The following is a 16,191-nucleotide window of genomic DNA, read 5'->3' as shown; positions in this document are numbered from 1 at the left end:
TTTTAGATCGAATACTTGATATTGAATGAAACATAATCACGATCTGCCATCGCATTCGTCGTACCGACACCGCCAAAGAAATTGTTATAGGAGATATCTGCACCCCAACGGTTTTGATAGTCGAAGTTAACGCCTAGCGCGACAGACTTACGTCCTTCAGTGAACAGGAACATAGGATCAGGTGTAATACCATCAACGTCATGGGAGAAAATCACCCGTGGAGACATATTGACCCCAGCAAATACGTTGTTGAAATCCGCCTTTCCAACTAAACGGTATCCCCAAGCAAAATCGGTTGGGAACGGGTTAGTTTCAGGACCATTGTGCAAGGCTTGAATGATGCCGGGCATATCTGGGTTGCCGCCAGAACGTGACGTACCAGGACCATTGAGACGTAGCTCATCAAAACCTGGCATATCATGGATCCACACGCCACCCACTTCGGCCAACATGGTCAAGTTATCTAAACCTAAGGTTGGACCAAATAAATGGGTGAAAGTCATCTGCGCCTGAGTGGTATCAAGACGGATAAAGCCATCCACGGTTTCACCCGGTTTAACATCTTTAATCTGCGAAATACCATCGAGATCTGGACGAAGACCAGCGTTAGCTAACTGCTGTGGCATACCGGCAAACAATAATTCTACGTCATCGATTTGCAGTGGTTCATCCTGACGATGGGCAATTTCAGCCGCGACAGAGGTATCACCAACCAAGGTATTGAAACTGAAACCGTAAAGCTTGATATCTTCTGGATAAACGATTTGCGCCTTAGAGAAACTCTTCAAATTGAGCAGCAATTCACGATCAATGTTACCCGAGTTTTGACCTATGGTCGCCAGATCAGACAAAAGTGCACCCGTGCTAAAATCGGCGGCAGTACCACTTATAAGAGGACGACGGCTATGATAATTCATGAAATAAAAACCAAATTCGGTTTCACCCAGTGAAGGCGCGTAATAACCCAGCTTAATACCATATTGGCCATCATTGCTTGGCTCTGCCTCATCCTGCACTAGCGTCACTTTTGTTGGGTAAGCTAAGGCCATAGAAACCAATTGCTGTGTCGGAATAGATTGGCCGCTGGCAATCATGCCCGCTAAACGCTCGTATTCTTGCATCACAAAGTCTAAATTGATGTCAGGGTTAGCATTAAACCCAAGCTGAGCGTTTTGAGCGTAACCACCGAAACCCGCAAAATCGTTAGTCGCAAAAATAGAACCCGGTGTTGGTACCCAAATAGGTTGCCAATCATATTGATAGAATGCTTCTACCGTTAATGAATCCGTCAAACCAAGGGAAGCCCATACCATACCTTGAGGTCTGAACGCTTCTTTTAGTTCAGCACCTGGCGCATTAAGTATGTTCAAGTCAACGGCGTTGATTTCACTGATCCCATGGGCAATCAGTGTACTTTCACCCCATGACACCACTTGATTACCTACACGAATAGATAATGGATTAGCGCCATCGTTAAGATCAAAATTGCCATACACAAACGCATCGAGTAGGCGAATATCTTTACATTGAACTTCTGAAGCACGGTTATCTTCACAAGGGTCAAACTCTTTGCCCGTTATCGGATCATTAAAATCATAATTACCGTCATTGAGTTTACGATCATAGAAATACATACCACGAGCGAATAAACCGTAGTTTTTGTATTTCAATGACAATTCATGCAAACCTTTAACGATTTCGGATGTAGTATCGCCTTGAGAATAAAGTAAATTACTTAAGTCATTGTTACTGGAATACGATCCGGGCTGGGCCCAAATCTCAGCAGAAGTGTATTTAGTATTGCCAAATGCGCTGTAATTAGACCAATCGAATTGGGGTTGATTAACCTTACCAATTTGACCTTCCCAATCGCGCTCCCCTACACGCCAGCTCGCACCAGCAGTCCAAGTTGAGTCAAATGTGCCCTCAACCTCTCCCCAATTAAAAGATACTGCATTAACGCTTGGGATCATTAACAAACTCAATGCCGACGCCACCCCCAAAGCAAGCGCCGATTTGTTAAAACTATTTTTAACAATTTTCATTTTAGCTCTCCGTACCCTGCTGGATTCTTTGTTTTAGGAATTACAACCAACATCTTGTTAGCTCACAGGTAACATCATTGTTACAGCAATTAATCCCCTTGAGCAAGGCGCAGTTAGAGAAAATTTTCTAAAGAATTAAGCATGTAGGTACATTTGTACCGATAACTAAAAAGGAGAGATTTAAATTAGCGAAAAGCAGAATAGGAATGAAACATAAAAACACATTAAAAAATCATATAATTCATTAACATATTTAAAAATAAAATATCACAAAGCGAGCTTAGTAATCAGCCGACCGTTTAAAGTAATTGCTCTAAGTAAAGATAAACAAATTAAGACTAAACTCGATTTAATGAAACAAATTGTCCCTTGTCATCTAAAACCAATTTGAAATAGCCTTGAATGCCATTTTCGGTTAAAAAACGCCTAAAATGACGGCCATTAATCCACAAAATCCGCCCTTGAGTTTCACGAACCTCGACTTTATCGGCAAGCCCTTGATAATAAGGTAAGAAATCTCGATAGCTGATCGATAGTTTGAAATACAGTTCCATAATATCAGGGCAGCACAGACTGCTGCCCTCCTCCTACAAACTGCTATTTTGCCAATGCTTTAGAGACTTTTTCGTACATATCCTTAGATAAGTCAGGCAAAGCCAAAAGTTGTCCTAAACAGGCTTTTATCAAGGTTTGGCGGCCTAAGTCGAATTTATGATACTGGATCAATGGCGTCACCATACGGGCCGCAACCTGCGGATTGAGCTTATTAAGGGTCATTAAGCATTCGGTTAAGAAAGCATAACCCTTACCGTCTCTATGGTGGAATTGATAAATATTACCGGCAGCAAAACTGCCCACTAAAGCACGCACTCGGTTTGGATTGCTCATACTAAAGCACTTGTGTTGCTGCAACTGACGCAAACACTCAATCACATCATCTGCATCACGGGTCGCTTGCAACATAAACCATTTATCCATCACCAATGGTGTATCCTGCCAACGTAGCTCAAATGTCGTCATCAGTTCATCACGACAAGGTAAATTCCCAACATTGGCTGCCGTCAACGCACCAAGAGAATCCGTCATATTACTGGCGTTATCGAACTGAGAAATCACTAACCCCTCAGCCTCATCCGACACCCGAGCTAACCAAGTTAAACACTGATTTTTAAGGGCTCTTGCCTGCGTACTCTCTACTGCGACTAAAGAACGATATAGCGCAATCAATTCATCTTCACTATGTGAAGCGAGCTCTATTAGTACAAATTCACGTGCTAAAGCTAACGCATCTAGATCAACATTCTCTGTTTGCTCAATCAAAGCCGAAGCCGTAGGTATCGCTAATATTTCGGCGATCAATGCCGGATCAAGCTGAGTGTCTAACAACACACCTTTAAAACTATCGCGCACACGGGGATCGAGAGCCATAGCTTGTTGCTGTTGTAAACTCGCCACATTTTGCCAAATAGCTTGGCTCACTAAGGTCACAGAGGCTTCCCAACGCGCCACTTCGCTGCTAGCAAAACGCATCAAGTGGACGAGTTGATCCACATTGAATCGATATTGTAATTTGACGGGCGCGGAGAAGTTTTGCAATAACGAAGCGACGGGTTTATGAGTGAGTCCATCAAAGCTAAACACTTGTTCAGTTTGAGTAAAATTGAGGATTTCATTCACTAAAGAATGGCCCTTCGCATCTAAGAGCTCTAAGCTAAACGGAATATGCAGCGGTGATGCACAGTTCGCTAGACTTTGTTTAAGGGTCAATTGATAAACGCCCGTTTGCGCATCAAAACTGTCCATCGCAGTCACAATCGGCGTACCGGCTTGGCTATACCATAAACGGAATTGGGTTAAATCCACTCCGCTGGCATCTTCCATTGCCGCCACAAAATCATCACAGGTGACAGCTTGGCCGTCGTGGCGTTTAAAATACAGTTTCATTCCCGCCTGAAACTTTTCTTCGCCGAGCAAAGTGTGCATCATGCGAATGACTTCAGCGCCCTTGTTATACACAGTCACAGTGTAGAAATTATTCATCTCAATGACGGATTCTGGACGAATAGGATGGGACATAGGGCCAGAATCTTCTGCAAATTGCTGATTTTTGATCACTTTAATTGCGTGAATTCGATTCACAGCACGAGAGCCTAAATCTGAGCTAAATTCTTGATCGCGAAAAACCGTTAAGCCTTCTTTCAAACTTAACTGGAACCAATCGCGGCACGTTACGCGGTTTCCTGTCCAATTATGGAAATACTCATGGCCTACAACCGATTCAATGCCGTGATAATCCTCGTCGGTGGCCGTTAAGGTATCTGCGAGCACATATTTAGTGTTAAAGATATTTAACCCTTTGTTTTCCATCGCACCCATATTGAAAAAGTCGACGGCCACTATCATGTAAATATCTAAATCATACTCAAGATCAAAACGGCTCTCATCCCATGCCATGGATTTCTTAAGTGATGCCATCGCATGGTGTGCTTTATGTAAATTACCTTTATCAACGAACACTTGCAGGATCACTTTACGGCGACTGCGAGTAATGAACTCATCTTGCAATAGATCAAAATCGCCAGCGACTAAGGCAAATAAATACGCTGGTTTTGGAAATGGATCTTGCCAGCAAACATAATGGCGTCCACCATCTAACTCACCTTGATCAATCAAATTACCGTTACTCAGTAAAAACGGGAATGCGGCGCTATCGGCTTCGATACGAACTGTGTATTTAGCTAATACATCAGGGCGATCAAGGAAATAAGTGATACGTCGAAAGCCCTCTGCCTCGCATTGCGTGCAGTAGGCACCATCGGACATATAGAGCCCTTCAAGGCTCGAATTAGCTTCAGGATCGAGCTTAGTGATAATGTTAAGCTCAAACTCATCAAGCTCAGTTTCTAGAACTAATTGACCTGCACTAACATGGTAAGGCACAGCATCACCATTAACTGTCAGTGAAACAATGGTCAAATCTTCGCCATCCAACACTAAGGCTTGTGCATGTTTTGAAGTGCGTTTTATACGACTGATCGCCTGCACTTGGGTTTCATTGCCTGCCAAATTAAACGCTAAATCGATAGTCTCTATCGTAAAAAGTGGCGCTTGATAATCTTTTAAGTATTTTGCTTGAGCTTGTGTCATTTCGATCCCTTTAACGCTGATCTAAATAAGAAAAAACGCGCCATAAGCGCGTTTTGATATCGGATAAATCGACTCGACTAGCGCCTACTTAGCACTAGTTTTAGCCATTTTTTGCACATCAGCCATATCTAAGGTGATATAAGCGGTTTCGTCTAAAAATGCATCTGGCAATTCAGCGTCGTCTTTAATGTCTTCCATTGATTTAACCGGTGCTAAACCATTGGCGACTCGACGCTCGTTTGTTCTGTCGAGGACTTTTTTCTCATCGGCTTCACGGGAAGCAATACGCTCACTTTCAACCAGAGACACAGTTTTCTCTTTGTGATGCTTTTTAAAGTCGGCAATATCTTGATTGATATAGGCAAACTCTACGCTATTTTTTATACGGTTAAGGTGCTTAGATTCAAGGCTAGTCACTAACTCAGGCGTAACATCATTAAGCGTACCATATTGCGCCATTGGCACTTTATCCCAAGGTAAAGCATTTTTCTCTTCAGCTTCACCGTACTCGCCCGGCTCCAACGCACTTGGGTAAGCAATGTTGGGGGTCACACCTTTAATCTGTGTACTACCACCATTAATACGGTAGAACTTTTGAATCGTATACTGCACATGGCCAATTGGCTTCTCATACATGTCGTAGATACGGCCTAGGCTCTTATGCTGCTGTACTGTGCCTTTCCCAAAACTCGACTCACCGACAATCAGTGCACGGTCATAATCTTGCAATGCGGCAGCAAAAATTTCAGAGGCTGAAGCACTGTAACGGTCAACCATCACAGTCAATGGTCCTGCATAACTGGTTTTACCGTCGTTATCACGATGCGCAGACACTCGTCCATCGGCATCACGAATTTGCACTACAGGGCCCATATCGATAAAGAGTCCCGTCAGCAGCACGGCTTCCGTTAATGCCCCCCCACCGTTACCTCTAAGGTCGATGACTATGCCTTCTACTTTGGCGTCGTTTAACTTCACTAGCTCTTTTTCAACGTCCTGCGACAAATTCATATAAAAACCAGGAATTTGGATCACGCCGACTTTGCGATTAGCATACTCGCCGTCTTTAGGTTCAATCACCTTAGAGGTTGCAGCTCTGTCTTCAAGACGAATTTTGTCGCGAACTAAGGTAACGTCGAATGGCTTAGCATTCGAACCGCCTTTCTTCGGTAAAATTTGCAGTACAACTTTACTGCCCTTAGGCCCTTTGATCAGATCAACTACGTCATCTAAACGCCAACCAATCACATCAACAATCTCGCCGCCTTCTTGACCGACACCGACAATCTTGTCTTCCGGTGACAGTTTTTCACTGCCCGCAGCAGGGCCGCCAGTAATTAAACTTTTAATGACAGTGTAATCGTCTTCGAGTTGCAGTTGAGCACCAATGCCTTCAAGGCTCAAGTTCATTTCCATTTGGAAACGTTCAGCATTGCGTGGTGAAAGGTAACTTGTATGTGGCTCAATGCTACGAGAGAAGGCATTCATCACGCCTTGAAACACGTCTTCACTGTTAGTTTGAATCAACCGTTTAATAGCGTTGTTGTAACGCTTTTGGAGGATATCAACAATCTCAGGCCATTGCTTACCTGTGAGTTTAAGATTTAGTGCATCGTATTTAACACGTTGACGCCATAACTCATTAATTTCTGTCTGGTCTTTTGGCCATGCGGCCTCATCGCGGTCGTACTCATAGGCATCACCGGGCGCAGAAAAATCCATCTCTTTATCTAATAGAGATAAAGCATAGACAAAGCCTTCATAGCGGCGCTTTTGGACGATATCAAACATTTTATAGGCAGGCTCAAGTTCACCAGAACTAAGCATGTCATCGAATTGGGTTGCATAAGGTTTAAAACTATCGACATCCGCTTGGGTTAACACATTGCGGCGATAGTCCAACTGCTGTAGATAACGATCAAAAATTTGCGCAGAAAAGGCGTCATCAAGATTGAATCTATGATAGTGCGAACGAGTGTATAAGTCCGTTACCCTTTTGCTCGCAACCTTATGTTGCGCTTCCTGCTTGAGAGTGGGTAACTCGCTGATTTGAATCGTGGGTGGTACGGCCCAAGCCGAGAATCCGACAAAAACAGTGGCGATCGAGGTAGCCAAAGTGAGTTTTCGCATCAACAAGTTACTCCGTTTTAATAAATGATTACAGCAGGATATGTTCTGCTCTAACTTTAATCGTTAGGCCACTATCAAGCTGAACATGAATATCTTCCTTGTTAATGTCAGTAATCACACCGGCTACGGGTGTCATACCTAATTTAACATTGACGCGTTGTTTTTTCGTTAAATCAGTCAATTGTGCTTGAACATAATTGACGACTGGCGCTGCAGCTTTTGGTGCAGGCTTAGCAGGACGCTCAGTTTTAGGACGCTGAGGAACAGCCACCTTTTTAGGTGCTTTCTTCGCCGCAGGCTTAGGTGCAAGTGCTGCACGTTTCGCTTTGGCCTTATCCTGACTCTCTTTCAACATGGCTTGAGCATGATCAATGTGCTCTTGCTCTAACTCGCCGCAAGGTTCGCCATCCAGGTTTACGCGTTGTGCGCCCGCTTTAACGCACTTTAAATAGCGCCAGCTGCTGGTGTAACGTCTCAAGGCAACTCTGAGCTGAGTTTTACTGACTTTAGAATCATCAGCCAACCTTTCAGCCAAATCTTGAAACAATCCGATTTTTAATGGCTTAGTTTCACCTTCAGCAATAAAGCACAAAGGAAATGTTTCATACAAATACGCCAAAATTGCATTGGTGTCGGTCAACTTTTCTGTTGATTCCATCATTACTTCCACAGTCAAAAAGGGACATCGATTCGAGGTGATATATATCAGCTTCTTACATGTCGTTTATCTTCGTTAAACTCAATATTGAGTCAACGTACAAATTAGCATCCTAGCCGCGTTTACTAAAGTTAAAAAATATACCTTAACAAATTTTGTCAGCTCAAAACACTAAGCTTATTCATTGCATGCCAATCAAACCAGCTTAATGCGTGCAGGCGCATATTATAAGGCGCACGCCACCGATTGCGACTATGAATTATGCGTTATTGTACGCAAATTAATCAAATAGGCAGTTTTCAAAACTTTTAACCAGTAATTCCAGCCCCTTTTGGTCTTCTTCATCGAAACGATCGAAGATAGGACTGTCAATATCGAGCACGGCAACCACGTTACCTTGCGCACGAACTGGCACAACGATTTCAGAATTACTGGCAGAATCACAGGCAATATGACCATCAAATTGATGGACATCGGCCACTCGCTGAGTTTGATTAGTGAATGCTGCTGTACCACACACACCTTTTCCTAACGGAATGCGTGTACAAGCCACTTTACCTTGAAACGGGCCTAATACTAGTTGTTCGCCACGCATGACGTAGAATCCCACCCAGTTCAGCTCAGTTAAATTATCATTGAGCAAGGCTGAAAAATTCGCCATAGCCGCAACAAGGTCGTCTTCCCCTTCCAACAAGGCCAAGGCTTGACGGTTAAGTGACTCATAAAATTTCGATTTCATTACATTTCCTAACAATTTTATTCTGCTGCTTCGGTCTTTTTAGCCGCTTTTTTCGCTGCAGGCGGATTCGTTGGCGTACTATTAACCTGAACGGCGCCTTTAAGCAAGTTCGTCAGCTCATCTTTATTGTTAGCAAAATAGAATGCGAGCTTTTCGCCCACACTTTCATCTATACCCAAATCAGCTTTTTGAATGAAGGGGATAAGGTTATCGGCGATATCGAGCATCTTATCGTAGGCATCAGCCTCCTTCTTAGATGTGAATGTCATCTTTTCAACCCCTTCTCTGACCACGACAAACTGTGTTATTACTGCCATGACTGCCCTCGCACTGTTTTTATATACAGTAACTAGAGTGACATAGATTGAACTTGTGATGCAAGTGTTCTGATTAATCTGATATTATTAGCGTACTTTCGTTGCCAAGATTATAAAGCGCTAGACGTGGCTTAACAGCTAACTAGCACGACACTTTGCACCGATCTCGCTGTTATTACTCCTATTAGGCTAATATATATTTTTATATGCATGAAAACGCAGCAGAAAACTCAGTAACCCTATGCCGTTCCTGCGATTTAGCAGTCCGCAAACGTGCCTTGCCTAGCGGCGTTAGAGCACTCTGTCCTCGTTGCAGCACTGCACTTTATGACACGCCATACTGCTCTGTGAATGGTATGTTAGCCCTATGTATTTCTGCATTAGTGTTTTATTTCCCAGCCAATTTTTTACCCGTACTCGAGATCCACTTTTTCGGCAGTATTCGTACTACCACGGTTTTCCAAGGGGCATTTGCAGTATTTGACCAAGGCTATTGGGTTGTAGGTGTCGCCGTACTTGCCGCCGCGGTGATAGGCCCTGGCTTATTACTGTTATCGATATTGACACAGATTTTAATTGTGAAATGGGGATTGAGTAGCCTTTTTTGGCGTAACTCATTGAAGCAGTTATTAAAATTTCATGGTATCTTATCGCAGCTCACTATGCTGGAAATTTATGTGATCAGCTTCTTAGTTTCATCATTTCAGCTATCTGATTTTTCGGACATTTATTTTGGTATGGGCACATTTTGCTTCACTATGCTGTTTCTCGTGACCTTGTTTCTACAAAGAGAATACGATTTAGAACATATGTGGACGTTATTGGAAGGTCATAGCTGATATGAAACAACAAGGTAAAGATATCGGCCTATGTCTCTGTAAAGTGTGTCGCCAACTCAACAGCAGTGAACTCACGCACTGTCAGCGCTGTGAAACTGAGTTGCACGTCAGAGACTATTCCAGCCTGCAAAAAAGTTGGGCTTTGTTGATTACCGCTGCCATCTTACTGGTGCCAGCCAACATTTACCCTATCACTATGCTGACCAATCAAGGGCAAGTGCGGCACGACACCATTTTTTCAGGCATTTTGCATTTAGTGCATTCAGATATGCTGCCTATTGCCATCATAGTGTTTACCGCCAGTATTTTAGTACCATGGATTAAAATCATCGGCTTATCCATTTATCTGTGTGCGATCAGCTTTGACATTCCGATTTCAAAAAAGAAATTGATGGTGGGTTTTCACATCATCGAATGGATTGGCCGCTGGTCAATGCTCGATTTATTTGTCATCTCAATCACAGTTGCATTAGTGAACATGGGACAATTACTCGACGCGAAACCCGCGCCTGCGGCTACCGCATTTGCCTTGGTTATTCTGTTAACTCAGTTAGCCGCAAAAGTTTTAGACACTCGTTTACTCTGGGATCGATTGGAACCTCAAGATGACACAAATTGAATCGCCGAAAGTTGTAAAGAAAAAACTCTTTTCGCCCATTTGGCTGCTTCCTATTGTCGCGTTGGCATTAGGTGCTTGGCTGGGCATTAAGAGCATTAAAGAATCGGGGGTTGAAATTCAAATTCACTTTCCGAGCGCCACAGGGATTGATGTGGGTAAAACCTTAGTCAAATACCAAGGTTTGACTGTCGGTAAAGTGAAAGACATTGGCATAGATGACGATCTCAAAGGCGTGAACGTCAAGGTCATGATGGACTACCGCGCTAAGCCTTTCTTGAATAAAGAAACCCTCTTCTGGCTTGTCACACCTAAAGCAAGTATTACAGGTGTTGAAGGCTTAGATGCGCTGTTTTCCGGTAACTACATTGCTATTCAACCCGGTAAAGGCAATGCATCAACCTTCTTCGAGGCAGAACGCCAACCGCCGCCGATGCAAATCGGCTCAGAAGGTGTGATGGTCGAATTGACCTCCGATAAACTCGGTTCGCTCGATGTTGGCTCGCCAATATTTTTCCGCCAAATCCCAGTGGGTAGCGTGGTCAGCTATCGTTTAGATGGCAATCAAAGAGTCATTATCAGCGCTTTCATTCAAGAGCAATACGCGCGATTAGTGAAGAAAAATTCTCACTTTTGGAATGTTTCTGGCGTCAAAATTGATGCTTCACTAACTGGAGTTAAAGTCAGTTCAGAGAGTTTGGCATCCATTCTGGCTGGCGGCGTGAGTTTCAGCTCTGACGATAAAGCAGACATAGCTAAAAACGGTGACGTTTTTTCGCTTTATGATTCAGAAACCACTGCCCTTGGCGGCATAGAAATAAACCTAACCATGGCTGACGCTAACGGTGTCGACAAAGGCACTCGTATCGTTTATCGCGGCATGAGCATTGGCAGTATTTTAAGTAAACAACTCACGTCCAATGGTGTTACAGCCGTGGCTAAGTTTGAACCTCAATACGGTTCACTGTTAACTAACGACGGCGTGTTTTGGCTTGAAGGTGCTGATATTTCCCTCTCAGGCATTAAGAATCCAGAACGCTTACTGACAGGTAGCGTGATCAACTTCCTGCCAGGCATCAACACCAAAAGCGCGGTACCAAGCAGCTTTGCCTTACAATCAAAGGCACCTGATTTACTGCAATCGAAGAAGCGTTTCTTGACCTTAACCTCAGCCGAAAACATGGGCATTTCAGCGGGCGCTCAAGTTCGCTTCAAGCAAATCCCCATTGGTTCAGTGCTTGCGGTTAAGTTAACCAAAGATTTATCGGCGGTGGAATACCAACTCGAGCTACAACCTGAGTTTGCCAGTCTAATACGCAGCGACAGCTATTTTGTGCCTGAGTCAGCATTAACGGTAAACGCATCGTTAGACGGGGTCTCAGTCAAAGCAAGGGATTTTACAACGCTCACTCAAGGTGCAGTTAGCTTGATCCAAGGTCACAGCAACACACCTTTAGCTGCTAACAGTGCTCTGACCCTCTTTAGCTCTGTGGATGCCGCGACAGCTTTTTATGATCGTCAGCAGCAAGTGCATTTAACGTTAATCAGTCAAGATGGCGCCGATGTCAGCCAAGGCTCACCGATTTATTATAAAAAAATGCAAATTGGCACAGTTGACTCAGTGAACTGGCAAAGCAAAACCGAAGACTTTGCTATCAAGCTCGCTATCGACAAACAGTTTCAACCCTTGCTGAAAAAGCCAAAAGTATTCTGGCGTAACAGCGCCGTGGATATCAGTGCCAGTCTTGCCGGTATTGATGTCGCCGTTGCCCCGCTACAAGGGGCATTAAAGGGCAGCATCAGTCTGGGACTGCTTGATAGCAATGACAAAGTGAGCAATACAACCCCGTTAAAACTCTATGAGAGCAAGCAGTTGGCATTAAGTCAGGCGCAGGCGATTCGCCTCACGTTACCCGCCTCCAGCAAGCTTACGGCCAAGGCCGCGATTCGCTATCAAGGTCATCAAGTGGGTGAAGTGTCGCAGGTGAAGCTCAATGCGGATCTCAATACACTCACAGCTAGCGCATATCTCTACGGGGAATATGCCGAACATTTCAGCCGCAGTGACTGTGAATATCATTTAGTGGATGCACAAATTTCTCTGGCGGGGATCAAAGCGCCAGAAACGCTGATCACAGGTCCTTACATAGGAGTCTTACCGGGTAAGGGCAGTCAAAAAGCGACCCAGTTTGTTGCCAACCTCGCTGCCAGCAGCTATGCCAATGTTGCCGAAGATGCGCTGAAATTCATTCTAGAAGATACTAGCCTAGGCTCAATGAAAGTCGGCACACCTATCTTCTTCCGAGGGATTAAAGTCGGTCAAATCGACGGTTATAGCCTATCGACACAGGGGAATAGTGTATTGATGCAGGCCCATATCGAGGCTCAGTACAGTCACTTAGTGAATCAAAGCAGTCAGTTCTGGGATGCCTCAGGGATTAAAGTCGATGTAGGCCTCTTCTCTGGTGCCCAAATCGAAGCGGGCTCGCTGGAAACCTTACTCGCTGGCGGCATCAATGTGGCGACTAAGGACACGACTCAAGAGGATAATCGTTTAGCGACTGGCACAGTATTAAGATTGCAACACAAAGCCGAAAACGAATGGCAGCAATGGGCACCAGCCCAGTAATTCTTTTCATCAAAATACTTACACCAACGCACTAATATTAAAGCTCTTACAAATAAATCAGGCGCATAATGCGCCTGATTTATTTTTAGCTTCTCGCAATGTTATTGAGACATTCTAGGTAGCTCAATACTCTAGCCCCCTTATCCATAGAACCAATAACAAACGGCAATCGCGGCACTGATCCCCGCAAAATCCGCGGTTAAACCGCAAGCCAAGGCGTGGCGTCCATGGCGAATACCCACAGAACCAAAATACACAGCGAGAACATAGAAAGTGGTTTCAGTGCTACCCTGAAAAATCGCCGCTAATCGACCCGCAAAGGAATCTACTCCGTGGTGATCCATTGTCTCAAGCATCATGGCTCTAGCGCCTGAGCCACTAAAAGGTTTCATCAGTGCGGTCGGCATTGCATCGACAAAACGCGTATCAAAACCCAATATCCGCACACCAGTGGCAATCAACTGCAACAGATAATCCAAGGCGCCGGATGCACGCAGTAAACCAATCGCTAATAACATAGCAAGCAAATAAGGGATCAACTGGATAGATTGAGCAAAACCCGCCTTCGCCCCTTCAATAAACTCATCATAAACCGCCACCTTGCGAATGCCCGCAACAATCACGAAGGTAAATACCAATAACAGCAAAATACCATTGCCCATTGCCGTCGACACTGTGCCAATGGCCTCAGCACTTAAAGTCATCAGATAAAAACCACTCGCCACTAATCCTGAGAGCATCAAGGCGCCATAACCGAGCACCACTGAGTTTAATAATGAAATTCGCTGCACTAACGCCACAACCAGCAAGCCCGCCAATGTCGATGCCGAAGTAGCCAGTAAAATCGGCAAGAAAATATCCGCAGGCGCAGCGGCACCTTGCTGGGCACGATAAAGGAATACCGTCACAGGCACTAAGGTCACAGAGGAAGTATTGAGTACTAAAAATAAGATTTGCGCATTGGTCGCCACGGTTTTTAGCGGATTTAAACTCTGTAAATCATGCATAGCCTTTAAACCAAGTGGTGTGGCGGCATTATCTAACCCAAAGATATTCGCGGTTAAATTCATCGTGATACTGCCAAAGGCCGGATGCCCCTTGGGCACTTCAGGCATCAAACGGCGCAGTAATGGCTCAAACACAAAGGCAATAGCACCGACAACGCCAGCCTTTTCCCCTACCTGCATCAATCCCATCCACAGAGAAAGCACGCCAATCAGCCCAAGAGAAATTTCAGCGGCAAGCTTAGCACTCGCAAATAATGCGGCGACTGAAGCCGATAATACTTCTATATGTCCATTGAATAACTGCACTGCTATTGCAAGCAATGCCGTGATAAAAAAAGCCAACCACACGCGATTCAGCACGCTAATCCCCTTATTTTTATTTGTTTTTATTCTATTAGCTCATGGCTACTGAGTGCTAGTTTTATGGCGACTCATTCCAATATCGCTCAAATCGTCAAAGCATAAACATTAAATCACAATAGCAACCTTGGCGGCTCGGGATAAAATCTCAGACCCAATAAGGGATTATGATATACTCGCGCCAGTTGATACACAGTCTATTTTCCTATGGTTCAATGAAATCAATGGTCCAATTAAATCAAAATTTTATCGATACAATCACCCAAGAACTCCCCGCCCATTTATCCATGGGCGAGTTTATTGCCGCCTGCGACAGGCCGCTTAGACGTTCAATTCGGGTCAATACCTTAAAAATGAGCAGCGACGACTTTAAGACCTTGATGCAACCTAAAGGCTGGACGTTCGATCCTATTCCTTGGTGTGAAGACGGATTTTGGATCAGTTACGACGAAGAAGAACAGCTCGGCAATGCCTTAGAGCACATTCAGGGTCTATTCTACATTCAAGAAGCCAGCTCTATGTTGCCGCCGACCGCACTTTTTACACCGAATGCACATTGGCAGTGCGTTCTCGATCTTGCCTCCGCGCCGGGTTCAAAAACCACTCAAATGGCCGCATTAATGCAAAACCAAGGCTTATTAGTGGCAAATGAGTATTCGGCAAGCCGCGTAAAAGTATTACACGCCAATGTGCTACGCATGGGCGCGAGCCACTGCGCCCTCACCCATTTCGATGGCCGTGTATTTGGCGAATACCTATACGAAAGTTTTGATGCCGTGCTTATCGATGCGCCCTGTGGAGGTGAAGGCACAGTGCGTAAAGACGCCGATGCACTAAAACACTGGAGCCTAGACGATGTGCTGGCGATTAGCGAAACCCAAAAAGCCTTAATCGAATCGGCGTTTCTCGCCCTGAAACCCGGTGGCAGTTTGGTCTACTCAACCTGCACCTTAAACCGCCTCGAAAACCAAGGCGTGTGCGAGTATTTAAAACAAGTCTACGGCGATGCGGTGCAATTTGAATCCTTAAGCGATTTATTTGATGGTGCAGATCGAGCTACAACGCCCGAAGGCTTCTTACATGTCTGGCCACAGATTTACGACAGTGAAGGTTTCTTTGTCGCTAAATTGACAAAAACCGCCTCAGTGCCGCGTTTACAGCCGGAGCCTAAACTGCAGAAAAACTTCCCCTTCACGCCCGCATCAGCGAAACAAGCCCAAGGGATCAAAGACTATTTTCAGCAGGATTTAGGCATCAGCTTACCGGACGAACTCATCATGGTTCGCGATGATGAATTCTGGCTATTTCCGCATGAATTCAACGCTTTTATCGGCCGTATGCGCTTTCAGCGTATTGGCATTAAACTCGCCGATAACAGTAAACACGGCTTTAAAGTCCGCCATGAAGCGATTATTGCATTAGCAGGAAAACAGCTCAGCCCAACCGCAAAAACGGTCGATGTGAGCGATGTTGAAGCGAAAGAATATTTGATGGGGCGAGATATTGCCCTAAACACCGCAGTGAAAGCTCAAGGTGAAGTGATCGTCTGTTATGGCGGAGCACCATTAGGCATGGCGAAACATTTAGGCAATAAGTTAAAAAACAATCTACCCAGAGACTTAGTGAAAGATAAAGTGTTACTGCTACCAGAACAGACAAAATCGTTATAATTTCGCTGTTTTTTAGCGATAAATAACCTAAAAA

The 16,191-nt window shown here is 44.5% G+C and carries 12 protein-coding genes; 4 read left to right on the top strand and 8 right to left on the bottom strand.

The window, feature by feature from the left end:
• Positions 1 to 2: 2 nt before the first annotated feature.
• The 7 genes from L5M29_RS17060 to L5M29_RS17030 all read right to left on the bottom strand — a co-directional run bounded on the left by L5M29_RS17060 (position 3) and on the right by L5M29_RS17030 (position 9,036).
• Positions 3 to 2,045, bottom strand: a complete 2,043-nt coding sequence (locus tag L5M29_RS17060; protein ID WP_105252651.1) for a DUF1302 domain-containing protein — start codon at positions 2,043 to 2,045, stop codon at positions 3 to 5.
• A gap of 338 nt (positions 2,046 to 2,383) precedes the next feature.
• Positions 2,384 to 2,599: a DUF2835 domain-containing protein gene (locus tag L5M29_RS17055; RefSeq protein WP_028759764.1), complete on the bottom strand. Its 216-nt coding sequence runs from the start codon at positions 2,597 to 2,599 to the stop codon at positions 2,384 to 2,386.
• Positions 2,600 to 2,642: 43 nt separating this feature from the next.
• Positions 2,643 to 5,192, bottom strand: coding sequence for an aminopeptidase N (gene pepN, locus L5M29_RS17050; RefSeq protein ID WP_263168975.1), 2,550 nt, complete (start codon positions 5,190 to 5,192; stop codon positions 2,643 to 2,645).
• An 84-nt stretch (positions 5,193 to 5,276) separates the two neighbouring features.
• The gene (gene prc / locus L5M29_RS17045) at positions 5,277 to 7,322 is read right to left on the bottom strand and encodes a carboxy terminal-processing peptidase (RefSeq protein WP_173244557.1); all 2,046 of its coding nucleotides are present in this window, start codon (positions 7,320 to 7,322) and stop codon (positions 5,277 to 5,279) included.
• Positions 7,323 to 7,350: 28 nt separating this feature from the next.
• Entirely contained in the window at positions 7,351 to 7,980 is a 630-nt protein-coding gene (gene proQ / locus L5M29_RS17040) for an RNA chaperone ProQ (RefSeq protein WP_028759761.1), read from the bottom strand.
• Positions 7,981 to 8,260: 280 nt separating this feature from the next.
• Complete coding sequence (locus L5M29_RS17035) at positions 8,261 to 8,719, bottom strand: GAF domain-containing protein (RefSeq protein ID WP_028759760.1); 459 nt, start codon at positions 8,717 to 8,719, stop codon at positions 8,261 to 8,263.
• A 17-nt stretch (positions 8,720 to 8,736) separates the two neighbouring features.
• A complete protein-coding gene (locus L5M29_RS17030; protein ID WP_105252655.1) occupies positions 8,737 to 9,036 on the bottom strand; it encodes a YebG family protein in 300 nt (99 codons plus the stop codon).
• Positions 9,037 to 9,242: 206 nt separating this feature from the next.
• Here L5M29_RS17030 and L5M29_RS17025 point away from each other — a divergent pair, with 206 nt between their 5' ends.
• The 3 genes from L5M29_RS17025 to L5M29_RS17015 are packed head-to-tail and all read left to right on the top strand — an operon-like array spanning position 9,243 to position 13,120.
• Positions 9,243 to 9,875: a paraquat-inducible protein A gene (locus L5M29_RS17025; RefSeq protein ID WP_173496834.1), complete on the top strand. Its 633-nt coding sequence runs from the start codon at positions 9,243 to 9,245 to the stop codon at positions 9,873 to 9,875.
• A 1-nt stretch (position 9,876) separates the two neighbouring features.
• On the top strand, positions 9,877 to 10,494 hold the full coding sequence (locus tag L5M29_RS17020) for a paraquat-inducible protein A (protein WP_105252657.1): 618 nt from the start codon (positions 9,877 to 9,879) through the stop codon (positions 10,492 to 10,494).
• Entirely contained in the window at positions 10,481 to 13,120 is a 2,640-nt protein-coding gene (locus L5M29_RS17015; protein ID WP_263168973.1) for a PqiB family protein, read from the top strand. The genes L5M29_RS17020 and L5M29_RS17015 overlap by 14 nt, the downstream gene beginning before the upstream one ends.
• Before the next feature lie 140 nt (positions 13,121 to 13,260).
• Here L5M29_RS17015 and L5M29_RS17010 read toward each other — a convergent pair whose 3' ends face one another.
• The gene (locus L5M29_RS17010; protein ID WP_263168969.1) at positions 13,261 to 14,487 is read right to left on the bottom strand and encodes a nucleoside recognition domain-containing protein; all 1,227 of its coding nucleotides are present in this window, start codon (positions 14,485 to 14,487) and stop codon (positions 13,261 to 13,263) included.
• 224 nt (positions 14,488 to 14,711) lie between these two features.
• Between L5M29_RS17010 and rsmF the strand changes: the two genes are divergently transcribed.
• Positions 14,712 to 16,157, top strand: coding sequence for a 16S rRNA (cytosine(1407)-C(5))-methyltransferase RsmF (gene rsmF / locus L5M29_RS17005; protein WP_263168968.1), 1,446 nt, complete (start codon positions 14,712 to 14,714; stop codon positions 16,155 to 16,157).
• Positions 16,158 to 16,191: the final 34 nt, after the last annotated feature.

This window comes from Shewanella sp. SM95, assembly GCF_025653595.1.
GTDB lineage: Bacteria > Pseudomonadota > Gammaproteobacteria > Enterobacterales > Shewanellaceae > Shewanella > Shewanella oncorhynchi.
The sequence above is the reverse complement of the archived record's forward strand: the minus strand, read 5'-3'. Positions and strand labels throughout refer to the sequence as shown.